Source organism: Granulicella sp. S190 (assembly GCF_009766095.1).
Taxonomy (GTDB): domain Bacteria; phylum Acidobacteriota; class Terriglobia; order Terriglobales; family Acidobacteriaceae; genus Edaphobacter.
Map to the genome: position 1 here is coordinate 212,247 of NZ_LMUD01000007.1, position 22,840 is coordinate 235,086.

20 protein-coding genes are annotated in these 22,840 nt (G+C 60.2%); 9 read left to right on the forward strand and 11 right to left on the reverse strand.

Translation table 11 applies throughout. From position 1 onward, the window contains the following. Positions 1-253: 253 nt before the first annotated feature. Together sucC and sucD are read left to right on the forward strand one after the other, a co-directional pair. On the forward strand, positions 254-1,432 hold the full coding sequence (sucC, locus tag GSQ94_RS02910) for an ADP-forming succinate--CoA ligase subunit beta (protein ID WP_158941801.1): 1,179 nt from the start codon (positions 254-256) through the stop codon (positions 1,430-1,432). Beyond that, positions 1,432-2,307, forward strand: coding sequence for a succinate--CoA ligase subunit alpha (gene sucD / locus GSQ94_RS02915; protein WP_158941802.1), 876 nt, complete (start codon positions 1,432-1,434; stop codon positions 2,305-2,307). The genes sucC and sucD overlap by 1 nt, the downstream gene beginning before the upstream one ends. Positions 2,308-2,397: 90 nt before the next feature. Here the strand turns inward: sucD and GSQ94_RS02920 are convergent, their stop codons facing one another. After that, positions 2,398-5,238 carry a pitrilysin family protein gene (locus GSQ94_RS02920; RefSeq protein ID WP_158941803.1) on the reverse strand — a complete coding sequence of 947 codons (2,841 nt, stop codon included), beginning with the start codon at positions 5,236-5,238 and terminating at the stop codon, positions 2,398-2,400. A gap of 145 nt (positions 5,239-5,383) precedes the next feature. Here GSQ94_RS02920 and GSQ94_RS02925 point away from each other — a divergent pair, with 145 nt between their 5' ends. Continuing rightward, positions 5,384-7,150 carry a hypothetical protein gene (locus GSQ94_RS02925; RefSeq protein WP_158941804.1) on the forward strand — a complete coding sequence of 589 codons (1,767 nt, stop codon included), beginning with the start codon at positions 5,384-5,386 and terminating at the stop codon, positions 7,148-7,150. Between the two features lie 266 nt (positions 7,151-7,416). Beyond that, complete coding sequence (gene egtD, locus GSQ94_RS02930; protein ID WP_371417426.1) at positions 7,417-8,445, forward strand: L-histidine N(alpha)-methyltransferase; 1,029 nt, start codon at positions 7,417-7,419, stop codon at positions 8,443-8,445. Position 8,446: 1 nt separating this feature from the next. Here the strand turns inward: egtD and moaC are convergent, their stop codons facing one another. The 10 genes from moaC to GSQ94_RS02980 form a co-directional block, all read right to left on the reverse strand. Next, positions 8,447-9,025, reverse strand: a complete 579-nt coding sequence (gene moaC / locus GSQ94_RS02935) for a cyclic pyranopterin monophosphate synthase MoaC (RefSeq protein ID WP_371417427.1) — start codon at positions 9,023-9,025, stop codon at positions 8,447-8,449. Between the two features lie 9 nt (positions 9,026-9,034). Next, positions 9,035-10,270, reverse strand: a complete 1,236-nt coding sequence (glp, locus tag GSQ94_RS02940; protein ID WP_158941805.1) for a gephyrin-like molybdotransferase Glp — start codon at positions 10,268-10,270, stop codon at positions 9,035-9,037. Between the two features lie 100 nt (positions 10,271-10,370). After that, positions 10,371-11,564 carry a tetratricopeptide repeat protein gene (locus GSQ94_RS02945; protein WP_158941806.1) on the reverse strand — a complete coding sequence of 398 codons (1,194 nt, stop codon included), beginning with the start codon at positions 11,562-11,564 and terminating at the stop codon, positions 10,371-10,373. Between the two features lie 92 nt (positions 11,565-11,656). Further along, entirely contained in the window at positions 11,657-12,352 is a 696-nt protein-coding gene (gene queC, locus GSQ94_RS02950) for a 7-cyano-7-deazaguanine synthase QueC (RefSeq protein ID WP_158941807.1), read from the reverse strand. Then, positions 12,339-12,659, reverse strand: a complete 321-nt coding sequence (locus tag GSQ94_RS02955) for a DUF2007 domain-containing protein (RefSeq protein WP_158941808.1) — start codon at positions 12,657-12,659, stop codon at positions 12,339-12,341. Before GSQ94_RS02955 ends, queC begins: the two co-directional genes overlap by 14 nt. A gap of 19 nt (positions 12,660-12,678) precedes the next feature. Beyond that, positions 12,679-13,458, reverse strand: a complete 780-nt coding sequence (locus GSQ94_RS02960; protein WP_158941854.1) for a DUF3108 domain-containing protein — start codon at positions 13,456-13,458, stop codon at positions 12,679-12,681. A 104-nt stretch (positions 13,459-13,562) separates the two neighbouring features. Beyond that, on the reverse strand, positions 13,563-14,138 hold the full coding sequence (locus tag GSQ94_RS02965) for an isoprenylcysteine carboxylmethyltransferase family protein (RefSeq protein ID WP_158941809.1): 576 nt from the start codon (positions 14,136-14,138) through the stop codon (positions 13,563-13,565). Further along, the gene (locus GSQ94_RS02970) at positions 14,135-15,229 is read right to left on the reverse strand and encodes a glycosyltransferase family 9 protein (RefSeq protein ID WP_254063582.1); all 1,095 of its coding nucleotides are present in this window, start codon (positions 15,227-15,229) and stop codon (positions 14,135-14,137) included. The genes GSQ94_RS02965 and GSQ94_RS02970 overlap by 4 nt, the downstream gene beginning before the upstream one ends. An 87-nt stretch (positions 15,230-15,316) precedes the next feature. After that, positions 15,317-16,345 (reverse strand): tetraacyldisaccharide 4'-kinase, encoded by a 1,029-nt coding sequence (gene lpxK, locus GSQ94_RS02975; protein ID WP_158941810.1) that lies wholly within the window; start codon positions 16,343-16,345, stop codon positions 15,317-15,319. Further along, the gene (locus tag GSQ94_RS02980) at positions 16,342-17,637 is read right to left on the reverse strand and encodes a 3-deoxy-D-manno-octulosonic acid transferase (protein WP_254063583.1); all 1,296 of its coding nucleotides are present in this window, start codon (positions 17,635-17,637) and stop codon (positions 16,342-16,344) included. Before GSQ94_RS02980 ends, lpxK begins: the two co-directional genes overlap by 4 nt. A 60-nt stretch (positions 17,638-17,697) precedes the next feature. Here GSQ94_RS02980 and GSQ94_RS02985 point away from each other — a divergent pair, with 60 nt between their 5' ends. The 5 genes from GSQ94_RS02985 to GSQ94_RS03005 all read left to right on the forward strand — a co-directional run bounded on the left by GSQ94_RS02985 (position 17,698) and on the right by GSQ94_RS03005 (position 22,539). Next, positions 17,698-18,393, forward strand: a complete 696-nt coding sequence (locus GSQ94_RS02985; RefSeq protein WP_254063585.1) for a hypothetical protein — start codon at positions 17,698-17,700, stop codon at positions 18,391-18,393. Between the two features lie 62 nt (positions 18,394-18,455). Continuing rightward, the gene (locus GSQ94_RS02990) at positions 18,456-18,956 is read left to right on the forward strand and encodes a GNAT family N-acetyltransferase (protein ID WP_158941812.1); all 501 of its coding nucleotides are present in this window, start codon (positions 18,456-18,458) and stop codon (positions 18,954-18,956) included. A 43-nt stretch (positions 18,957-18,999) separates the two neighbouring features. Further along, complete coding sequence (gene trmFO, locus GSQ94_RS02995; protein WP_158941813.1) at positions 19,000-20,355, forward strand: methylenetetrahydrofolate--tRNA-(uracil(54)-C(5))-methyltransferase (FADH(2)-oxidizing) TrmFO; 1,356 nt, start codon at positions 19,000-19,002, stop codon at positions 20,353-20,355. 79 nt (positions 20,356-20,434) lie between these two features. Further along, positions 20,435-20,917, forward strand: a complete 483-nt coding sequence (locus GSQ94_RS03000; protein WP_158941814.1) for a MarR family winged helix-turn-helix transcriptional regulator — start codon at positions 20,435-20,437, stop codon at positions 20,915-20,917. Then, positions 20,914-22,539, forward strand: coding sequence for a chloride channel protein (locus GSQ94_RS03005; protein ID WP_158941815.1), 1,626 nt, complete (start codon positions 20,914-20,916; stop codon positions 22,537-22,539). The genes GSQ94_RS03000 and GSQ94_RS03005 overlap by 4 nt, the downstream gene beginning before the upstream one ends. Positions 22,540-22,840 lie beyond the last annotated feature (301 nt).

Here is a 22,840-nt window from a genome sequence, read left to right on the forward strand (position 1 = left end):
GGAGCAAGTGCGGTGGGTTCACAGAGTGTTTGAGAGTGGAACGAATCAGACCCAGCTGCGGCTGGGGGCCGAGTGCCGACCGGGAATATTCCCGTCGGACTATGTCGCCTATCATACATATCGCATGTGCAGGCTGACTAGACATTTACAGTGTAAGGCCAGCGCGATAAACGCACATTTGTGCGAGTTACGATTGCGAGGCGTTATGGCAGTCCGCTACACTTCTCGCGCGAGCGTAATTCCAAAGGCATTCATGAAAATTCACGAGTATCAGGCTAAAGAGATTCTGCGGAAGTACAGTGTGCCGGTTCCGGGCGGCGAGATGGCGACAACCCTGGAGCAGGCCGATGTCGCGGCGAAGAGCCTGTTTGGCGCGGGCAACAAGGTCGTGGTGGTGAAGGCGCAGATCCATGCCGGTGGCCGAGGCAAAGGCGGCGGCGTGAAGCTGGCGAGGACGCTGGAAGAGGCGAATGCGGCTTCGAAGGCGATTCTGGGGATGCAGCTGGTGACGCACCAGACGGGACCTACCGGGCAGAAGGTGCAGAGGCTGCTGATCGAAGAGGGTTCGGCGATCGATCGCGAGCTTTACCTTGGGCTGGTGCTTGACCGGGCTTCGGCGAAGGTGGTGTTTATGGCCTCGCAGTCGGGCGGGATGGAGATTGAAGAAGTCGCGCGTGCGACACCGGAGCTGATCTACAAGGAGTACATCGATCCTGCGGTGGGATTTGCGCCGTATCAGGCGAGGAAGCTGGCGTTCAAGCTGGGGTTGAAGACGACGCAGATCAACGATGCTGTGAAGTTCATGACGGGCTTATACAAAGCGTTTGTCGATACGGACTCGACGCTGATGGAGATCAATCCTTTCATTACGACGAAGGATGACAAGCTGCTGGCGCTCGATTGCAAGATCAACTTTGACGACAACGCGATGTTTCGGCATAAGGATCTGAAGGAGCTTCGCGATCTGGCGGAGGAAGATCCGCTGGAGGTTGAGGCTTCGAAGTTTGCGCTCAACTACATCAAACTGGATGGCACGATCGCCTGCATGGTGAACGGCGCCGGGCTTGCGATGGCAACGATGGACATCATCCAGTACGCCGGTGGAAGCGCCGCTAACTTCCTTGATGTAGGTGGTGGTGCGAACCAGGAGCAGATTGAGAATGCGTTTGGGATTCTGCTGAGCGATCCGAATGTGAAGGCGATCTTCATCAACATCTTCGGCGGAATCTTGCGCGTGGATGTGCTGGCTCAAGGCGTGGTGAACGCCGCCAAGAAGCTGGGTGTGAAGATACCGATCATTCTGCGGTTGGAGGGCACGAACGTGGAAGAGGGCCGGAAGATTCTGGCTGATTCAGGATTGAACTTTCAGGTGGGCCAGACGATGAAGGAAGCCGCGGATCTTGCTGTGGCTGCTGCGAAAGGTGGCAAGTAATGGCAGTACTGGTTGATAAGAATACGCGGCTGATTGTGCAGGGGATTACGGGGCGTGAAGGGACTTTTCACGCGAAGGGCTGCGCGGAATATGGCACGAACGTTGTGGGCGGAGTGACGCCGGGTAAGGGTGGGACCACGCATGAGGGTTGGCCCGTGTTCAACACCGTGGAAGAAGCGGTGAAGGAGACGGGCGCGAATGTGTCGGTGATCTTTGTGCCGCCGCCGTTTGCCGCGGATGGGATTCTGGAGGCTTCGGCTGCGGGAGTTCCGCTGGTGATCTGCATCACCGAGGGGATTCCTGTGCTCGACATGGTGAAGGTATGGGAGTTTGTGAAAGGAACGAAGACGCGGCTGATCGGGCCTAACTGTCCGGGGGTCATTTCGCCGGGCAAGGCGAAGGTCGGGATCATGCCGGGGCGGATTCATAAGGAAGGCTCGGTGGGGATTGTATCGAAGTCAGGGACGCTAACTTACGAGGCCGTGTACCAGTTGACGACGCGTGGAATTGGTCAGTCGACGGCGATTGGGATTGGGGGCGATCCGATTATCGGGACGACTCATATCGATGCGCTGAAGCTGCTGAATGAGGATCCGGAGACCGAGGCGATCATCATGATCGGCGAGATCGGGGGCTCGGCGGAAGAGGCTGCGGCGAAGTACATCAAGGAGCATGTGAAGAAGCCGGTGGTTGGTTTTATCGCCGGGCAGACGGCTCCTCCGGGACGTCGGATGGGCCATGCCGGGGCGATCATCTCTGGCGGTGAAGGAACGGCTGCGGAGAAGATGAAGGCGATGACCGAGGCTGGGATTACGGTGGTGAAGTCTCCGTCGGAGATTGGCGAGGCGATGGCACGGGTGCTGGGGAAGGCTTAGAGCTGTGGCTTGCATGGAATAACAACAAGAAGCAAAAGAAAGAGGCCGCAGAGTAATTGCTCTGCGCCTCTTTCTTTGTTTGGGTGAAGTTTATTTGACGGGATTGCCGGTGGTATCGCGGTACTCGATAGGCCCGAGGTTGAGCTCCTTCAGGCCTGGCTCGATCTTGGCGCGGTCGCCTACAGCCATCACGATCAGTTGGTCGGGGTGGATGTCGGTTTGGGCGGCCTTCGAGACCTCTGCCGGTGTGACGGCTTCGTACTGAGCAGGGAGTTTGGCGAAGTAGTCGAGCGGCAGACCATAGATGAACAGTTGACGGAGGCCGCCGATGGAGGCCTTCGTGGTCTCGAAGTCTCCGGGGAGAGAGTGGAGGAGCGAGTCTTTCGCGAGCTTGAGTTCTGTCTCGGTGGGAGGCTCGGTGCGGATGCGGTTGAGCTCGAGCATAAGCTGTTTGGCGGCGGGAGCGGTGACGTCGGTACGGACCTGGGCGCCGCTGTAGAAGGGGCCTCCGGTGCGGTAGTAGAAGAAGCCTGAGGTGGCTCCGTAGGTGTAGCCGTGCTCCTCGCGGAGGTTCATGTTGATGCGGCTGGCGAAGAGGCCGCCGAGGACGTTGTTCAGGATCTGGACCGCAGGGTAGTCCGGCGTGGTGCGGGGAAGGCCGAGACCGAAGGCGAAGAGGGCGGTCTGAGGAGCGCCGGGCTTATCTACGATGACGATCTTGAGTGTGGGTGGCGCGGGCGCGGGCGGAACCGAGACGGTTGTGGCCGCGGCTCCGGTCCAGCCTTTGAAGTACTTCTCGGCGAGGTGTTTCACCTCAGACTCGTTGACGTCGCCGGCGAGGATGAGAGCTGAGTCCTTCGGTCCGTAGTGCGACTGCCAGAAGTTGGTGATGTCGTCACGGGTGATGGCTTTGGTGCCGTCGGTGTTGCCGATGGTGCGGATGCCGTAGGGGTGGTCGCCGTAGAGGGTGCGGAAGCCTACACGCAGGACGGAGGCAACCGGTTGATCGCCCTCCTGCAGGATGGCTACCAGGCGTTGTTTGCGGATACGCTCGACCTCTTCGGGGGCGAAGGCGGGATGCTCGACGACGTCGGAGATGAGATCAAGACCAGCTTCGGTGTTGTTGCTGAGAGCGTTGACGCTGGTGTGGGCGCTGTCGACTTCTGCGGTGGAGGTAAGGGTGGTGCCGATCTGTTCGGCGTCGTCTGCGAGGACGGTGGCGGAGCGCTGCTTTGTTCCTTCGGTGAGCAGGCGGGCGGTAAAGCCGGCGAGGCCAGCTTTGGCAACGGTGTCGGACTCGCTGCCTGCGCGAGACACGACTGCAGCACTGTAGACAGGCAGAGAGTGATCCTCAAGCAGATAGACCTGAAGGCCGTTAGCGAGGGTGAAGGTCTTGGGAACGGGGAGATGGAAGGCGGTGGTTGGGCCGGCTGCGGGTATGGTCTTACGCCAGTTCTGCTGCTCTTCAAACTGCGGGGCGTAAGGCGGAGTCAGCTTCGCATCGGCGTCGGTGTTGTCGGGGCTGCGGGGAACATCGTCAACGACCTTCTTACCTTGGATGCAGCTAACGACGACGCTCTGATCTTTGCCGAGGTACTGGCTGGCCGTCTGCTTGACGGAGGCGATGGTGGCGGCCTGATAGCGGGCGATGTCCTTGGGCAGGTAGCCGGGATCGCCGAGGAACTGGTTGTAACGGTCGAGGGTGTCGGCGACACCGCCGAAGCCGCCGAGACGCTGCAGGCCGGTGATCTTGGCGGTGACGTCGACGGTGCGAGCGCGATCGAGCTCCGCTTGGGTAGGGCCGTCGGTCTGGAGACTGGCTACTTCTTTCCAGAGTGCTGCTTCGAGCGTGTCGAGAGAGACGCCGGGTTTGGCGGTGAGATCGCACTGGGCGATGGAGCGTAGCTTCAGGGTGTTGAGATTGCAGGTGACGGTCTGGGCGACCTGCTGTTCGTAGACGAGCTTGCGGTAGAGGCGGCTCGCCTTGCCGCCGCCGAGGATGTGAGCGAGGAGGTCGGTCTCAGCATCGCCCGGTGTGAAGACAGAAGGAGTGAGCCATGCGACGGAGAGACGCGGAAGTTGAACGGTGTCGGTGACAGTGGCGCGTTTTTGCACGGTGATGGGTGGGGTCGTAACGGAGACCGGTTCGACGGCTGGGCCCTCTGGAATAGGGCCGAAGTATTTGGTGAGTAGAGCTTTCAGTTTTGCGGGATCGAAGTCTCCGGCGATAGCAATGCTGGCGTTGTTGGGGGTGTAGAAGTGCTGGTGGAAGTCGCGGATGTCGTTGATGCGTGCGGCTTCGATATCGGCGTGGGAGCCGATGACAGAGGCGTAGTAAGGATGCTCTTTGGGGAAGAGCATATGGTAGATCTGCTCGTCGCCGAGAGCGTAGGGCGTGCCTTCGCCCTGACGGCGCTCGTTGCGGACGACGTCACGCTGGTTGGTCAGCTTGGTGCGGTCGAGGCCTTCGAGGAGAAAGCCCATGCGATCACTCTCAAGCCAGAGCCCGAGCTCAAGCTGGTTGCTGGGCAGGGTCTCGAAGTAGTTGGTGCGGTCGAAGTCGGTGGTGCCGTTGATATCGGTGGCACCCGCGCCCTCGAGATATTTGAAGTGGGCTTTTTCGCCGACGTGCTCGGAGCCTTCGAACATCATGTGCTCGAAGAGGTGGGCGAAGCCGGTGCGGCCGGCGCGCTCGTTGAGCGGACCGACGTGATACCAGAGGTCGATGGCGACGAGAGGGAGACGATGGTCTTCGTGGGTGAGGACGACGAGGCCGTTGGGCAGGGTGTACTTTTCGTACTTCAACTCGGGAAGCTTGAGCGGCTTGGCGGCCGGAAGATCGTCCGCGACAACTACCATCGGAGCAGTAGTGAGTCCGCATAGAAGAGCTGCGGCGGCAAACTTTTTAAAGGAAAACAGCGAAGCTTTCATCTTTTCTCCACGGAGGCCCGGCCAGGTCTTGAGAGAGTGCCTGCATACTCGAATAAAAACGGTGAGAGGATGATACCAACGTGGCGGGTGGAGTGGCCTGAGGATGTTTGCGGTTTCTTGAGACGCAGGTTTGTATACTGCCCCCATGCGTCCCTTTTCGTTCTCCTGTGTCCTAACGTTGGCTGCGGCCTGTGTGATCGTTCTGCATGCCGAGGCTGGAAGCGCTCAAACTGGTGTCCAGACCGGTGTTCAGGCAGTCTCGGTGTCCTTTCCTGCTGCGCGGTCGGCGAAGCCATTGGATGGACGGCTGTTGCTTCTGCTTTCGAACGACCCTTCGGAGGAGCCGCGTATGCAGATCGACGATACGCCGCGGAGCCAGATTGTCTTCGGCGTGACAGTCGATGGGCTGAAGCCGGGGCAGAGCGTTGCGGTGGATGAGAAGGCTGCGGGATATCCGGTGAGGAGTTTGAAGGAGGTTCCTGCTGGCGACTATACGGTGCAGGCAGTGCTCGATGTGTATGAGACCTTCCATCGTGCGGACGGTAAGACGATCAAGCTGTCGCCGGACCGTGGCGAAGGGAAGCATTGGAATCTGGCGCCGGGCAATCTGTACAGCAAACCGGTGAAGGCCCATGTTGGGCCGAGCGGCGCGCCGATCGTGATCTCGCTGGACCAGGTGATCCCTCCAATTGTGCCTGAAGCAGATACAAAATATGTTCGGCATATCAAGATTCAGAGCGCGCTGCTGACGAAGTTCTGGGGGACGCCTACGTTTTTGAGTGCGGTGGTGCTGGTGCCGGAGGGGTTTGACGAGCATACGGAGGCGCACTACCCACTGATGATCTTTCACGATCATTTCGTGACGGGATTCGATGACTTTAGGACCACGCCGCCTGATCCGAATCTGAAGCCGAACTACTCGGAGCGATTTCATCTTGAAGGGTACAACCGGATTCAGCAGGAGGAGGCGTACAAGGAGTACCAGCAATGGAGCGGGCCGAAGTTTCCGCGCGTGCTGGTGATGAAGATTCAACATGCGAATCCTTACTACGACGACTCGTATGCGGTGAACTCCGCGAACCTGGGGCCGTATGGCGATGCAATCGAGACGGAGCTGGTTCCGGCGGTGGAGAAGCAGTTTCGCGGGATCGGGCAGAGCTGGGCGCGGTTTATGTATGGCGGATCGACGGGCGGATGGGAGTCGCTGGCGGTGCAGATCTTCTATCCCGATCACTACAACGGCGCTTATGTCGCGTGTCCGGATCCGGTGGATTTTCACGCTTACATGTCGCGGGATCTCTACAAGGACGACAACATGTTCTATCTGCAGGGGGCGAACAAGCGGGTGGAGCAGCCCGCGATGCGGAACTACCTGGGGCAGACTCTGATCTCGATGCGGGACAATATTGCATACGAGGCGGCGCTGGGGGACCACGGGCGGTCGGGCGATCAGTTCGACATCTGGCAGGCGGTTTACTCCCCGCAGGGAAAAGATGGATATCCGGAGCCGATCTTCGACAAGGAGACCGGGGAGATCGATCATAAAGTGGCGGAGTATTGGAAGGAGCACTACGACCTGAACGCGAAGCTGCAACGGGACTGGGCGACGCTGGGACCAAAGCTGCAGGGCAAGATCCATCTCTATGTGGGCAGCGACGACACGTATTTTTTGAACGATGCCGTCTACCTGATGGAGGATTTTCTGAAGACCACGGGAACCGCAGGGCATGGCGTGCCGTATGACGGCGAGGTGTTGTATGGGCCGCGCGCGGAGCACTGCTGGAATGGGGATCCGACGCTGCCCAATGCTTACTCGCGGCTGCACTACAACACGATGTACCTGCCGAAGATCATGGATCGTATTGCGAAGACCGCGCCTGCCGGGGCGGATGTGACGAGCTGGCGGTACTAGAATCGATAAGTAGTGAGAAGGCGGTGGAGTGGAAGGTCGCGGATCGGCGGCCTTGCGGAACCAATACAGGAGGTTGGAGTTTTTTGGATTCAAGGAAAGAAGTAGGTCTTTCTTTGTCTGAAATCAACTTTTTGCCGCGAAAAATTGAATTGCGAACAAATAAGTCGAAACAGAAACCTCCAGGATGCATCCAATCCAAACGACGGTGAGAGACACTCTTTGAGGCACGCCGTAGGTAGCGACTATTAAACTTCAGGGGACCAGACGTGCCATCTATTACCTTTGCTCCAGACGCACCGATTACAAGTACCTCCGATGCGATCGCTCAGGAGGCGCGAGCCGGTCTTAACGCTACGCCTAAGACTCTTTCGCCGTGGCTCTTTTACGACGAGGCGGGTTCGCATCTTTTCGAGCAGATAACCGAGCTGCCCGAGTACTACCTTACTCGGACAGAGCGTGGAATCTTCGCCGCAAATGCTGAGGGGATTCTGCGAGAGGCGGCGCTGGGGCAGGGGCCGAGTGGCAAGCTCACGCTCATCGAGCTGGGCGCAGGCACGGCGACCAAGACGGGCATTCTGCTAACGGAGGCGGTCCGGCAGCAGGGAAGCGTGGTGTATCAGCCCGTCGATGTCTCCGAGACCGCTCTTGATGAGGCGACGGAAAATATTCTGGCGAACATCCCCGGCGTAACGGTCCGCTCCCAGGTTGCGGACTACACCCGCGAAGCTCTTCCTCTCAATCGGCTTGTCGAGACGCGCACGCTGGCGCTCTACATCGGCTCCAGTATCGGGAACTTCACGCCGGAAGATGCGAGAGATGTTCTGCGAAATCTTCGCGCTCAGTTGCTTCCCGGCGATGCGCTTCTCCTGGGCACGGACCTTGCGCCCGGCAACGGCTCCAGCAAAACTATAGCTGCGTTGCTTGCTGCCTATGACGACGCTGCAGGAGTGACTGCTGCCTTCAACCTGAACGTACTGACGCGGCTCAACCGGGATCTTGGCGCCGACTTCTCGCCCGCGAACTTTCGCCACCGGGCTTGCTGGAATCCGACACAGTCCCGCATTGAGATGCATCTGGAGTCGCTGCTTGCGCAGCGCGTTCATATCCCCGCCAATGCAAGCGGTGGAGCGCTCACGATCCACTTCGAGGCGGGCGAGAGTATTCACACCGAAAACAGTTACAAATTTACTTCGACTGCAGTGGAAGCTCTTCTTGCGTCCGCCGGGTTCAAGAAGACGAGATCCTGGCAGGATTCGCAGCATCTCTTCGCGGTGACGCTGGCGACTGCGGTTTGAGTTAGAAGCCCTCGCGCCGATAGTCGCCGCTTTTGCCGCCGCTCTTTCGGAGGAGCACGACTTCGCGGATCCGGATCCCCTTGTCGAGTGCCTTGGTCATGTCGTAGACCGTCAGCGCTGCGATCGATGCCGCCACCATCGCTTCCATCTCTACTCCCGTTCCTGCGATGGTTGACGCGGTAGCCTCGATCGCGACGCCGCCCTCGACGATCGTTGCGCTCACGTCGACATAGCTGAGCGCGAGCTGATGGCACATGGGAATCAGGGTGGATGTCTGCTTCGCCGCTTGAATTCCCGCGAATCTGGCGACCTCCAGCGGATTGCCCTTGGGGTTTTGCGGCAGCGCCTGAAGTACGGAGTCACTCAGCTCAACGAAGGCTGCAGCGACTGCCTCGCGTCGCGTCGAGGGCTTCTCGCTGACATCGACCATGTGGGCTTCGCCGGACTCATTGTAGTGCGAAAGGCGCACAGGCAGAACAACAGTCTGTGTCTGCGGGTCAGGTGGGAAGTCTGCGTCATTGCCCAGCTGCTCGGGGGCGTCGTCCATGATCTGTTCCGAGGTGTAGTCCACATCATCCATAACACAAGCCTATCGCAGCAGAATGGTAATGACATCCCCGGCTGTAAATCGCTCTCTATCGGGTGGGAGTACAGCGTAACAGTTGGCGCGGGCATTGGCTGCGAGGTCGCCCGATCCCTGCCATCCGACCACGCGCACCTCGGGGCGAACCCTGTCTGGTGTCCACCGGGCAGGCAGCACGCGCATGAGGCCCGCCTTGCCGGAGACGTCTTCGGCGAGCGTCGCCTGAAGGAAGCGCGGCGGCTGTGCTCCGGTGCCACTGCTTGCGCGCAGCATCGGCTCGACGAAACAGTGGAACGTTACCTGCGTCGATATGGGATTTCCGGGCAGCCCAAAGAAGTACTGTGCGGGGAACTCGCCGCTCGCCGGCAGCCGCCCGAAGACCAGCGGCTTGCCCGGCTGCATCCACACGCCGGTAATGAAGAACTCCGCGCCGAGCGACTGCAGCACCTCCTCGACGAGGTCGTACTTGCCCATGGAGACGCCGCCGGAGAGCAGCATCAAATCACAGCTGCGGGCCGCGCGAATGGTGGCCTCGAGCTCGGGCCGTCGATCCTGCGCGATGGCAAGCTGTACGGGCTCGCCCCCTGCGTGTGCAATGAGCGCCGCCAGGCCATAGCTGTTGGAGTTTCGAATCTGTTGCGGGCCGGGTGTGTCGGCGAGGTCCACCAACTCGTCGCCGGTTGCGATGACCGCGACCTTCGGGCGACGAAAGACCTCAAGGTTGGTACAGCCGCAGGAGGCTGCAAGAGCAATCTCGGCACCCTCGATGGTGGTTCTACTCGGCAGGACGGTTTGGCCTGCTCTGGCCTCGCTTCCTTGCGGCACGATGTTCTGTTCGCGCCGAATCTCGCGGCCCTCGATTAAGCGGACGGTATCGCCATCGCGTTCGACGTGCTCGATCATCACGACGGCGTCAGCACCGGCTGGAACTGGCGCTCCGGTCATGATCTCAATCGCAGCATTGGTCTCCAGGCCGCTGCCCTCCCACTGCTCTCCTGCTCTCACCAATCCCACGACCTTCAATGGAGAGGCGGCATCGCCAGCCCGCAGGGCAAAGCCGTCGCGGGTCGAACGGTCGAACGGCGGCTGATCTCGATCGGCGAATACGGCAGCGGCCAATACGCGGCCTCTACAGGCGAGCAAGGGGATGGTCTCACTCTGCTGCGGCGTGAGGCTCGCTGCATGTTCCAGCACGATCTTCAACGCGCTATCGAAGTCGAAGACTCCATCCGCAGCCTGCATGTCTTCTCCCGCCAACCATATTGAAAAAGTAAGGAACAACTATGGAGCAGACAAAAGGCCCCGAGCATGCTCGCCCGGGGCCTTCTCTCTGGTTTAGAGACTACTTCTTTCCGGCTTTGAAGCTCGACTTCACCGGTGCTCCGATGCCCTCGAGAATACCCTTCACGTCGGCAGCGTGCGACCCATCGGGAGAGAGTTCAAGGTACGCCTGATAAGCCTCGACGCATCCTGGGGGAGCCACGATCTTCTGTGTCTTCGGATCGACCGTCGCCTGCGGAATCAGCGCCTGTCCCTTGATGTAGTAAGCATCAGCCTTCTTCGGATCGGCTGCAATCGCCTTGTCGGCTGCTGCGCCCGCTTCAACAAGCTTGCCTGAGTTGTAAAGGGTTGCGGCTTCGTTGAAGTAGTACATGCCGGCCTTCTCCGGCTGCGCTTTGGCAGCCTGCTCGTAGGCGTCGGAGGAGGCTTTGGCGTCTCCAAGCTTTGCCTCAGCCTGGCCCAGCTGGTTGTAGGCAACGCCGGCAGTCTCCGGATTCGGCTTCTTGGAGGCTGCGTTCAGGTCGGCAGCTTTCTTGTAAGAGGTTGCGGCATCGGTGTACTTCTGCACGATGGCCGGGTCGTTCACGGAGGTACCCGCTGCCTTGGCAGCCTTGGCTGCTGCGTCTCCGCTGCCGAGCTGTCCATCGCCCAGCGTCACCCACAGGATGCCTTCGTCCCCCTTGATCTCTGTCGCCTGCTTCATCGCGGTGATCGCGGAGTCGTAGTTGCCCGCCTTGTTATCCGCGCGCGCCTGGGTCAGCAGCGCATTCAGGTTCGAGACCTTTGCGTTGGCTGCGCTGACCTCGGAGTTCTTCTTCTTGTACTCTTCGATCTGCTTCCGCTCCTCGGGTGTCATCTTGCTGAGGTATTCGGGGCGAGACATGTCGAAGTTCACGAGCTTGTCTTCTTCTTTGGCGATGGGAACGTTTTCGTTGAAGTCGAGGCTCTTGTCATCCTGGAAGACGAACACGATGTAGTTGTTCGCTGCGATCCCGGTGCCCTTGTAGTCTCCGTTTGCGTCAATCGGGAAGGTGTAGAGGTACTTTCTATCCTTCGCTTCCGAGGTTCGATCCGTCGACAGGCGAACTTCGCCCTTGGTAAGGGGGAAGCCTGCAGGATTCAGGACGTGTCCGTGAATGCTGGCGGTTCCGGCGGGGGGTGCTGCCTGTGCTTTCAGGCGGGCAGGCTGCGCCAGCGCCAGAACTACCAGCAGAGCGGCTGCCAGGGTGCTTATCTTCCATCCGATACGTTTCATGCTCTTATCTTCTCCTGGCCCATTAGCGCGGGCGTAAGTGTTCGTTGCAAAGCGAATTGTACTTCCTCAAAATTGGATGCAAAATGCAGCGGTCATGCGACCGCATACGGGATGGGATCGACCGCTCCGGCCTCGCGAAATGCCCGCAGCCTCAGAACGCAGCTCTCGCATACGCCGCAGGCCTCAGTCTGACCGGAATAGCATGACCAACTTACATGGAACGGTGCACCCAGTTCAACTCCCAGCCGGACGATCTCGCTCTTGCGCATCCGGATCAGCGGTGTCACGACCTGGATCTTTCCTTCTTTCGTGCCCGTCCGGATGAGCTGATTGAAGGCGTCGTAGTAGGCCGGACGGCAGTCTGGATACCCCGAACTATCTTGTTCGACCGCCCCGATGAAGACGGTTTCGGCGCCCAGAACCTCCGCCCAGCTTACCGCCGCGGAGAGAAAGTGCGCGTTTCGAAAGGGAACGTAGGTGACCGGAACTTCGTCGCCGATGGAGGCCTCGTCTCCTGCCACCGGCACCGCGATGGAGGCATCGGTAAGCGCAGACCCGCCGATCCGTCGAAAGAGGTCGATCTTTAGATGCAGCAGCTCTTTGGCTCCTACGATGCGGGCCACCTCCTGGGCGGAGTGCAGCTCGCGATCCTCGGTTCTCTGGCCGTAGCTGAAGTGGACAGCGTAGACGTCGTAGTCCCGCGCCGCCAGCGCAGCGCATACGGAGGAGTCCATTCCACCCGACAGGCAGAGCACGGCGCGCAGACGGTTCGACTCAGGCGTCGCCATCACCCGCCTCCAACTCGCGCTCTTCGGCGGAGGTCAGCTCGTCTCCGGTCAGTTCACCGACGGCCTCGGCGAGAATCTCCCGCGCCGTCTCTTCATCCTGCTTGTGGACCAGCAGCCGCGCCCGAAAAGCTAACGCCAGCAAACTGTTGGCATTCTCACCCTGAAGGAAGCATTCGATGCCTGCAGACTCGAGCATGCCCTTAGCCATCTGCGCGTTGACGGGCTCGAGAAACTTGCCCACGGTTACGAACTTGTCGGGATCCTGCGCTTCGGGATCCAACGCTGCATCCTGAGTCTCATCTGTCATCAAAGAGCCGTCTTTCTTCTTATTTCGGTTCGTACGACTGCAGGTGGAAGGTGATCGTTCCCCAGAACAGCCGAGCCTGAATCTGTACCGGCATGTGCCTCGCGTCGTCGGTGTACCAGACCCAGATGTGGCCGCGGTTCTTCACGATGCCCTCATCCGCGGTCGGCTCGACCTTGAGCGTCTGGAAGGTTCCTGCCGGAGTCTTGATCTCTTCTTTGCCCTCCACCTTCATAGCCACGGTCACGGTGCGCATGGAGTCCGCCAGCGGAAAGCGGATGCTCTGACCGACCACCATCGGCTGCGAGGCGGCATAGAAGATCGCGGAGAGAGAGTCGGTGACGCAGGCCGGGATCGAGGCGGTCTGATCCTTGGAGGTGCCTTTTACCAGGTTCTTCTCGACCTGCTTCTGCTTGCCCTGCGCGTAGTCGAAAGAGAGCTCGCTCGAGATCTTGCGGCGACCCTCCTGCAGTTGCTTGCTGAAGCCGGTGGAGCATCCGGTCTTGGTGTCGAACCCGGCCTGAAATTTATCGATCACGGGGAAGAGCATGGTCACCGCGCCTGTGGTGTCGGCGGTGGCTGTAATCTTCTGCACCGTTCCTTGCTGCTCCAGTTGGAAGACCGCTGTGCCGGCGGTAAAGACGCGCCAGTCCACGGTAAAGCTCAGGGTCTGCTTCTCCGGGAAGGCAAAGCCAGGTTGCGGAGGCTGCAAGGTCGGGATCACGACCGGTTGCGGCGCGGGCTTCGGCCCAAGTCCCAAAAGCTGCGCTCTCGCCGTCAGCGAGATCGTGGAACACAGCATCAGGAGGATAAACGCAAGAAAAGACAGTTCCGGCTTCAGCAAAGGGGCAGCACTCTCACGAGTTGAAGTTTGTGGGCGATTCGCCCCAGCCTCCACGCCTTCAGTCACCGACGGTGATGGAGAAGAAGCCGGACCGCCAGCGCGAGATAGATCGCGCCAGCACCCATAAGAGCATTGTACTCGCGGTGGTGCTGCCACTGCTGCCAGGAGAACTTGCCCCCGCTCGCATTCTCATCGACCGGGAACCGAGCCGCCGTCAGTCGTGGCAGCAGCCTGGGCACCTTCGCGGCGTACTCGCTGAAGTCGGCAAAGTGCTCTCGCAGGTAGGCTTCCTCACTCTGAATCGTCGGGATATAGATCGCCGCAAACAGAGCCGTCAACGCAATCAGGATCACCCAGCTATCCGCCGCAGCGGCAAATCCAAATGCGATCAGCATCGACCCCAGGTAGAGCGGATTGCGCGTGTAGGCATAGGGGCCGGTAAAGGTCAGCTCAGCGTTCTTGCGAACGTACCCGGCTGCGTAGGCTCGCAGCCACACCCCGGGAACTACCAGCAGAAGGCTCAGCAGCATGGTCTTGCCGGTGGGCCGCGCCAGCCATAGAAATACCGCGGCAAAGACAAATCCCAACGGCACCCGGATACGCCGCGCGATTCTCTGCCATGTCGTTCGTTCGCTCACCTCTTCACCTTATCCTGTCCAACCAGCAGCAGAGCAAGCGCAGCCTCCACCACCTTGTCCGTCGTGATCTGCATCAACCCCACCTCTGTCTCGGTGCGCCGCGTGTGATCCAGGGTGCTGGACTCATGCCGCAACACCCGCGCCTCGGTCCCGAACGGTCCATTTCTGGCAGGGTTCGTCGGCCCATACAGCCCAACCACCGGCCTCTGCAGCGCCGCCGCGAGATGTAATGGCCCCGTATCTCCTGCAATCACGACTCCGGCCCGTCGCACCAAGGCGATCATCTGACCAATAGAGCAGGGAACCAGAGTCGCATAACCTTCGCTTGAGGCAATCACTTTATCCGCCGTTCGATCTCCCAGCGTCTCATTCACCAGCGTGCAGTACCCTGCGCGGCCCAACGCCGCCGCGACCGCTCCATAACGCTCGGCAGGCCACTGCTTCGCACCCCAGCCAGCGGTCGGCGCAACAAACGCAAACTGCTCCCCCTGCGCCAGAGTTTGAGCCAGCAGACCGTCGCACCATGCCTCCGCCTCTGAATCGATGGGAAGCGTAACCTTTGCTGGGCTTAGCTTCTCTCCTACTGCCGCTCCCAGCAACTCACACCCTTGCTCGATCACATGACGCGCGGTCGTCAACACTCGTTGCTTGTAAAACCAACGGGCCTGCCTCTCTCGCGGCTCAGCCTGTCCGGCAAACACTCGCGCTCCGGCCATCCGCCCCACAATCGCCGACTTAAGCGATCCCTGCATATCGACACAAACGTCGTACTCCCACATCCGCAGCTCGCGTCGCGCAGCATTGATATCGCTCAGCGTCGATGGGGAAAACGGCCGCTCCTTCCAGGCCTTTGCCGGCACCTGATGCCACTGATCGACCAACGGCATCCTGTCGCTGCGACCAGCCCCGCAGGATGCGCGGTCAAAATCCGCCGAAGTCTGCAGCAACTCACTCCACCTCGGTTCGATCGCCCATCCGATAAACCAATCCGGATGCGACTCGCGCAGCGCGGCGACAGCGGGCATCGCGTGGAGCACATCTCCCATCGCTCCGATGCGAACAATCAGGACGCGCCGCGGTCGATCTGCCACGTGAGATGCCAGCCTGTCCGGCGAGGAGAGTGTGCTTTCGTGGTCCAAGCCATGATTTTCTCATGCGGAGCGCACGATTTCGCGGCGCTAGCGTCTGCGACGATCCAGCCTGCCCACGGTAGTTACCAGCTGTTCCAGAACCTGCTTCTCATTCACCAGCTCCACGCAGAGACGAGCCACGACGACCGGCCCGATGGTCTCCAGACGGTCTCGCATCACGGGTGTCAGCTTCACCGCGTCCTTCTCGGTGGTGACGAATCCATTTGCTTCAACCGCGCGCGCCGCCTGGAGCAGATGTGCGATGTCTGCTTCGCTGTAGGCATGATGATCTTCAAACGACACGGCCTTTGCCGGCTCGTACCCTTGAGCTTTAAGCATGCTGATGAAGTTATTGGGCCGGGCGATTCCGCAGAACGCCAAAGGTATCGTGGGCAGTGCCACTTCGCCTCCCTCGCCGAGGCTGAGCCGCCTCCGAATTAACCAGAGCGCAGGTTTGCCTGTGGCTCCGCTCAGTCCGTTGACGACACCTCTTAGCGAGTCCGCTTCTTCTTCGCGCAGGATCACCACATCCGCTTGCCCGATGACTTCGAGAGGCTCGCGCAGATTTCCCGCCGGCAGCAGCGCGTCGTCCACATCCTCCTGAGTAAGCAAAACGATATCGATGTCGCGAGCCAGCCTGCGATGTTGAAAGCCATCGTCCAGCAGATGCACCACGAGCTTCTCAGAGGGCTCTGCCTGCTCCGCCATTACGCCGGCCTGATAGCGGTCGGCACCGACATAGACGGGCACGCCCGACCGTTGCGCCAGCAGCACAGGCTCATCTCCATGCCAGCGCGCATCGTCGAAGGGGTCGACCCTGGAGATCGCATCGGACTGGCGTTTGTATCCGCGCGTCAGGATGCGGACCGCATAGCCTCGATGGCGCAGAATGCTCGCCAGCATCAGGACGACCGGAGTCTTTCCCGCGCCACCTGCGGAGACGCTTCCCACGCTGATGACCGTGCTCTCCAGGTGGCTGCGCTTCAACCAGCCCCAGGCGAACATCTGTTTTTTGAAGGCCAGCGCAGCGCCGTACAGCGGAGCCAGCGGCAGCAACCATGGTCTTCGCACGCTCATCTTCCCGCCACCACGGTCCTCTCCAGCAGCGCGACCAGAGCGTTCGCCGTTCGCGCTGTGGCTCCAGCCTGCGACTCGAAGACGGCCTGTCCGCGCAGCCCAAGCGCGCGCGCAGCATCCTTCGCCTGCATCATCTCGATCATGGTTGCAGCCAATCTTTCTGGTGCGACGATGCGAATCGCGTCAGCCCGCTGCATGGTCTCCACGATCTCACGAAAGTTCTCAAAGGAGGGCCCGATGATGACGGGTACGCCGAACTGAGCGGGTTCAAGCGGATTGTGCCCACCCTTCTGCACGAGGCTTCCTCCTACAAACGCTACTGTAGCAAGGGAATAGACGGAGGCCAGATCTCCGATCGTATCCAGCAAAAGAATCGTTCCTATGCTCACTGGCTGGGTCCCTTGAGCCAGCTGGCTGCATCGTAGAAACGGAATCCCGCTGCTTCGAATCAGATGCATCACTTCGTCGAAACGGTCAGTGTGTCGTGGCGCTATCAACAGGAATGCCTCAGGAACTGCGTGAAGGATCGCGGGCCATGCCGCCAGCAGCGCCTCCTCTTCCCCTGCAAGTGTGCTTCCAGCGACGATTAGCTCACTGCCCGGTAGCATGGAGGCGATCCTCTGAGTCATCCCGTTGCCGCTCGCGGAGAGCACGTCGTACTTCAAATTGCCTGTCACTTGTACCCGCGCCTGCGGAGCGCCAATCTTGATCAGCCTCTCTGCGGTCTCTTCACTCTGCGCGAGAAACAGGGAGATCCTCTCCAGAAGTGGCCGCCACAGACGGCGCAGCCGCATATATCGAGGAAACGAACGATCCGAGATGCGTGCGTTGACTACCGCCACGGGGATGCCTTCTTTACTGCACTCTTCGATCAGCCGTGGCCAGAGCTCACTCTCCATCAACACGACAATCTGCGGCCGCAGCACGCGCAGATACCGGCGGACGGAGAACCTGAAATCGAGCGGAAGATAAAACACCGGCGATCCGGAGAGCCGATCCTTTGCCAGCCTTTGCCCAGTCTCCGTCGTCGTTGACACTGCGACAACCCATCCCGGCAGCATTCCCTTCAGCTCGCGGATAAGCTGCGTCGCGGCCATCACCTCGCCTACGCTCACCGCATGAACCCAGGCCACCTTCTGCCCGGCGACGGCGGCCTTCAGCTCCTCTGGCACCGCGCCCAGCCGTCCCCACAACCCGGCGCGATACCGCCCGCTGGTCGCCATGCGTACCAGCCAGTACGGCGCACCCACCACGAGCACGGCCAGCAGCAACGAGCTATAGACCAACATCATGACTGGTGCCGAACCCTCGCTTTACCTTGTACGCCAGCGAAGATGATAATCAAACTGGCTATGAAGTCCCACCGGTTCCCCACTCTCCCGATCCTACTAGGTACTAGTCTCTGCCTCTTCGCAAGCGACGCCCACGCCGCCGATAAGAAGGCTCCTCTGGTAAAACCAGCCGGCCAGTATGCCGCCTTCGAGACTCACCCGAACGAGAAGGTTACGGTCGCCGCCGAACCCTGCGACGATCCCAAGGACTGCGACTTCTTCCGCCTGCCCTATATTCAGCATGGTTTTGTCGCGGTGCGCGTCATCTTTACCAACGACAGCGATACGCCGCTCTCCCTCGACGACGCTCGCATCCAGTTCATCTCCATCGACAACGACAAGATTCCTGCTGCAACCGACGACGACATCCAGCGCCGCCTCTTCTCGACCAAAGGCACGGCTGGCAAAAAGATTCCTCTGCCGCTTCCTCTGCCGCCCATCACGATGCACGACAAGCCCGTGGACAAGCAGATCACCAAGGACGACAACGACTTCGGATTCAACGGCACCACGGTCAAGCCGCACAGCACACTCGCTGGCTACCTGTTCTACGACGTTCGTCAGCTACCCGACCAGCCGCTCAAAGGTGCGGAGCTCTACGTGAAGATGGTTCACAGCCTGGATGGCAAGGTGCAGCTCTTCGACTTCAATATCCCGTTTGACAAGTGGCTGGCCGCACAGCCGGGCGCGAAGCCCGACGCGAAGGCGACTCCATAATCTCCCACCCAATGCCGGGCCGGTAGCCTCGCCGATCCGCATCCGCTACTCTTTCAGAAGCAATGGAATCCCTCAATCTACGCCCCGCCACGCCCGCCGATGTCCCGCAGATCCTGCAGTTCATCCGTGACCTCGCCACCTATGAGCGCGAACCCGACGCAGTCCTCGCCACCGAAGCCGATCTCCTGCGCGACGGCTTCGGCGAGACCAAACGCTTCGTCTGCATCCTCGCCGAGCTGACCGACGCGAGCACCATCACCCCCGCAGGCTTCGCACTCTACTTCTACAACTACTCCACCTGGCGTGGCCATGCGGGCATCTACCTGGAAGACCTGTACGTCAGCCCAGAGCATCGCGGGAAGGGAATCGGCAAAGCTCTTCTGACTCGCGTCGCAGCCATCGCCGTGGCGGAGGGCTGCCCGCGCTACGAGTGGAGCGTCCTCGACTGGAACCAGCCGTCCATCGACTTCTACCAGCAGCTCGGCGCGGTCATGAAGTCGGAGTGGAAGGGCATGCAGGTCTCGGGGGAAGCTCTCGCTGCTCTCGCCGCACAATCGAAGTGATGCGGGAGAGCGACGGAGCAACTTCCTCTATGCTTGAAGGAGCATGAAGAAGATTAAGATCATCGGCGGTGGCCTCGCCGGTCCCGAAGCAGCACTCCAGGCAGCTAAACGCGGCTGCGAGGTTGACCTTTACGAGATGCGCCCCACGCGCTCCACCGAAGCCCACCAGACCTCCGACTTCGCCGAACTTGTCTGCTCCAACTCGCTCAAATCCGAGTCAGAGAACACCGCGCCCTGGCTGCTCAAGCAGGAGATGCGCCGCGCAGGCTCCATGCTCCTCGCCGAAGCCGATGCCACCGCCGTTCCTGCTGGCCACGCGCTGGCCGTCGATCGGGTCGAGTTCTCTAGGCGCGTCGCCGAGCGTATCGCAGCCGAACCCCGCATTTGCGTCCACCGCGAAGAGGTGACGCAGCTCGATGAGACCGACGCCGACACGCTGACCATTCTCGCCTCCGGCCCGCTTACCTCATCTCCTCTTGCCGCCGAGCTGCAGCGCCTTACCGGCTCCGATCACCTCGCCTTCTACGACTCCATCTCACCCATCGTCGATGCCACCACGATCAACATGGAGAAGGTCTACTTCGCCGCTCGCTACGATAAGGGAACCGCCGACTACATCAACTGCCCCTTCACGAAAGAAGAGTACGAAGTCTTTCTCGACGCGCTCACGACGGCGGAAAACGTCGAATCGAAAGACTGGGAGAAGTTTCCCGTGGACGGTACCGCCAACAAGCTTCAGTACTTCGAAGGCTGCCTCCCCATTGAAGAGACGGCGCGCCGAGGCCGCGACACCCTCCGCTTCGGCCCCATGAAGCCTGTCGGCCTTACCGACCCGAAGACCGGACGCTGGCCCTACGCCGTCGTGCAACTGCGCCAGGAAAACCTTCGTGCCGACAGCTACAACCTCGTCGGCTTCCAGAATCACCTCAAGTACGGCGAACAAAACCGCGTGTTGAAGCTCATCCCCGGACTCGAAGACGCAACCTTCCTGCGCTATGGCCAGATTCACCGCAACACCTACATTCACGCGCCCTCGCTGCTCCGCGAAACGCTTCAGTTGAAGGCGCATCCGGGCATCATGATTGCCGGGCAGCTCAGCGGCGTCGAAGGCTACACCGAGTCCATCGCCAGCGGAATGCTGGCCGGTATCTATGCTGCCGCCATTGCGAAGGGGAACAGTCCGCAAACAGCACCGCGCCTCAGCGCCAACGGCTCGCTGACCCACTACATCAGCCACGCGGAGACGAAGAAGTTCCAACCGGCGAATATCACCTTCGACCTGCTGCCGCCGCTCGAAGTGGAGCTGCGCAAAAAGATGCGCGACAAGAAAGAACGCCATAAACTCCAATGCGACCGTGCCCTGGAAGCATGGGACGAGTGGACCGTAACCACGCTCTAGCGCAATCACTTAGAAAAACAACTAGTTCGTAGCTATCTGATGTCGGCTGTTTTATATCGTAATGCGATATAATTTCAATATGGCAAAGACATCCACTGCGTGGAGCCGGCACAGGCTCCAGAACCTGGCGAAGTTCCGATATGCGCTCCGGCAGTTTCTTCACTTCAGTGAAGGACGGGCGGCGGAGGCAGGCCTGCATCCCCAGCAGCATCAACTTCTGCTGCACCTTGCCGGGGCACCGGAGGGCGTGGAGACGACGGTCTCGTACGCGGCGGAGAGGCTGGGCCTGCGCCATAACAGTGTCGTTGAACTTAGCAAACGCTGCGAAGAGGCCGGGTTGATTCGCCGCAAACACGGCGTCTCCGACCGTCGCCGCGTCGTGCTGCAGGTCACCGCAGAAGGGCAGCGTGTACTTCGCGCGCTCTCAGAGGATCATGAACGCGAGTTAGTTGAGCTGGTCCCCCGGCTGATCCATTCGTTGACGCTGATTCGTAACTCCCAGAAGCACAATAAGAGCGGCGGCCAGGAGAGCGCAACCGAACGTGGAAGAAGAGGCCGATGAAATCGGATCCCTCCGCATTACGAGACTTCACCGTCGATCGAAGAGTCTGGTTGCTCTCGGGAGTCTCGATCGGCATCGGCATCTGCGCTACAGGGCTGGCCGTTTTGTTACTGCGCCTGATTGCGCTCTCCACCAACCTCTTTTACTACCATCGGCTGAGTATCACCTCCGTCTCGCCTGCCAGCAGCCCACTGGGACACTGGATGGTTGTGGTGCCCGTCGTTGGCGGCCTGCTTGTGGGGCTCATGGCGCGCTTCGGCTCCGATAAGATTCGCGGCCACGGAATCCCGGAGGCGATCGAGGCGATTCTGCTTCATCGCGCAAAGGTCGATCCTAAGATCGCCCTCCTCAAGCCACTCTCCGCTGCAATCTCCATCGGCTCTGGCGGCCCATTTGGAGCAGAGGGGCCCATCATCATGACGGGAGGTGCGGTCGGATCGCTGGTCGCGCAAAGGCTGCATGTAACCGACGCAGAGCGAACCACGCTGCTGGTGGCCGGTGCGGCTGCGGGAATGTCTGCCACCTTCGCCACTCCCGTCGCAGCAATCCTTCTCGCGGTAGAGTTGCTTCTCTTTGAGTGGAGACCGCGCAGCCTGGTTCCCGTTGCCCTTGCGAGCGCAACCGCGGGCCTTCTGCGGGTCTATTGGCTCGGTGCCGGACCCTTGTTCCAGATGCCGTCTCTCCCACCGACGCACAGCATCATGTTTGCAGTGGGCGCTCTGCTGTTGGGAGTTCTGTTGGGCCTGGTATCTGCCGGGATGAGCCGCATGATGTACGCGTTCGAGGATCTCTTCGAACGGCTTCCCGTCCATTGGATGTGGTGGCCGGCCATCGGTGGAGTAGGGATTGGAGTGGGTGGTCTGTTCTTTCCGCGTGGCCTGGGAGTAGGCTACGACAACATCGCCGAGCTTCTGCATGGCAACGCTACCTTCGGACTAATCGTTGGAATCCTGGTTGCCAAATCGCTGATGTGGGCCTTCTCGCTGGGATCGGGAACCTCGGGCGGCGTACTGGCGCCACTGTTGATGATCGGTGGTGCCGTAGGGGCTATGGCAGGCCATCTGGCCCATGCAACACCCGAAGTCCAGGCCTTCTGGGCGCTGATCGGAATGGGATCGATGCTTGCAGGTTCGCTTGGCGTGCCTCTTACGGCAATTCTGTTCAGCCTGGAAGTGACGCACTGTCTGCCTGCCCTTCTGCCGCTGACTCTTGCCTGCATCGCCTCCTACCTGGTGACAGCGCTGCTGATGCCGCGATCCATCCTCACGGAAAAACTAAGCCGCCGGGGTTATCACCTAACCAGAGAGTATGGCGTCGATCCGCTGGAACTGGTGATAGTCAGAGAGCTGATGTCTCCGGTACCGGCTGCGGGGCCAACCCCCGGGATGAAGGTCTCACTCCCCGCCCTCTACATCTATGCGGATGGAACTGCCCGCGCAGCGGCGGAGATGATGGCGGCCGAAGGTCTCGCGACGTTGACCGTAGTAGATCGCCGTACCCAGCAGGTCTGCGGAACCCTGTCCCTCAGCGATCTTTTGCGCGGACGCATCCGGTCGGTCGACCGCGAGAACGAGCGGATGCGTCTCTCTGACTTTGAGACGCCGAAGCAGGCTCGCTCCTGAAAGGATGGCTGCTACCTGCGAGATGCTGTCAAGGGCCTGAGCGTGCTAAACCCGCGTCAGTCGAGGCGATTCGCGTGGCGTAGAAGTTCTGCTCAGCCTGTTAAAATGGAAGATAACGGGTGAACTGAGATCTTTGTGGGCGTGGGCGCTCTCGAATCTGCTTTGAACAGAAACTTGATCCGTAACTTATTGCAAATAGGTATTTTAGGCGCAACCCCTTTCAATGGAATATTTTACGAGGGATAGCTTCCTTCAGGCTCATGTAAAGAAGAGACTTACGCACAAGATACCCCCACCGGGG

What these genes read in the sequence shown, in the direction of transcription:
- GSQ94_RS02980 (WP_254063583.1), bottom strand. Translation starts at nt 17,637, where the DNA reads ATGATGTTGGTCTATAGCTCGTTGCTGCTGGCCGTGCTCGTGGTGGGT.
- GSQ94_RS02945 (WP_158941806.1), bottom strand. Translation starts at nt 11,564, where the DNA reads ATGAAACGTATCGGATGGAAGATAAGCACCCTGGCAGCCGCTCTGCTG.
- GSQ94_RS02960 (WP_158941854.1), bottom strand. Translation starts at nt 13,458, where the DNA reads ATGCTGTGTTCCACGATCTCGCTGACGGCGAGAGCGCAGCTTTTGGGA.
- lpxK (WP_158941810.1), bottom strand. Translation starts at nt 16,345, where the DNA reads ATGAGCGTGCGAAGACCATGGTTGCTGCCGCTGGCTCCGCTGTACGGC.
- queC (WP_158941807.1), bottom strand. Translation starts at nt 12,352, where the DNA reads ATGGCGACGCCTGAGTCGAACCGTCTGCGCGCCGTGCTCTGCCTGTCG.
- GSQ94_RS02920 (WP_158941803.1), bottom strand. Translation starts at nt 5,238, where the DNA reads ATGAAAGCTTCGCTGTTTTCCTTTAAAAAGTTTGCCGCCGCAGCTCTT.
- sucC (WP_158941801.1), top strand. Translation starts at nt 254, where the DNA reads ATGAAAATTCACGAGTATCAGGCTAAAGAGATTCTGCGGAAGTACAGT.
- moaC (WP_371417427.1), bottom strand. Translation starts at nt 9,025, where the DNA reads ATGGATGATGTGGACTACACCTCGGAACAGATCATGGACGACGCCCCC.
- GSQ94_RS02985 (WP_254063585.1), top strand. Translation starts at nt 17,698, where the DNA reads ATGAAGTCCCACCGGTTCCCCACTCTCCCGATCCTACTAGGTACTAGT.
- GSQ94_RS03005 (WP_158941815.1), top strand. Translation starts at nt 20,914, where the DNA reads ATGAAATCGGATCCCTCCGCATTACGAGACTTCACCGTCGATCGAAGA.
- sucD (WP_158941802.1), top strand. Translation starts at nt 1,432, where the DNA reads ATGGCAGTACTGGTTGATAAGAATACGCGGCTGATTGTGCAGGGGATT.
- GSQ94_RS02925 (WP_158941804.1), top strand. Translation starts at nt 5,384, where the DNA reads ATGCGTCCCTTTTCGTTCTCCTGTGTCCTAACGTTGGCTGCGGCCTGT.
- GSQ94_RS02990 (WP_158941812.1), top strand. Translation starts at nt 18,456, where the DNA reads ATGGAATCCCTCAATCTACGCCCCGCCACGCCCGCCGATGTCCCGCAG.
- GSQ94_RS03000 (WP_158941814.1), top strand. Translation starts at nt 20,435, where the DNA reads ATGGCAAAGACATCCACTGCGTGGAGCCGGCACAGGCTCCAGAACCTG.
- GSQ94_RS02955 (WP_158941808.1), bottom strand. Translation starts at nt 12,659, where the DNA reads ATGACAGATGAGACTCAGGATGCAGCGTTGGATCCCGAAGCGCAGGAT.
- trmFO (WP_158941813.1), top strand. Translation starts at nt 19,000, where the DNA reads ATGAAGAAGATTAAGATCATCGGCGGTGGCCTCGCCGGTCCCGAAGCA.
- glp (WP_158941805.1), bottom strand. Translation starts at nt 10,270, where the DNA reads ATGCAGGCTGCGGATGGAGTCTTCGACTTCGATAGCGCGTTGAAGATC.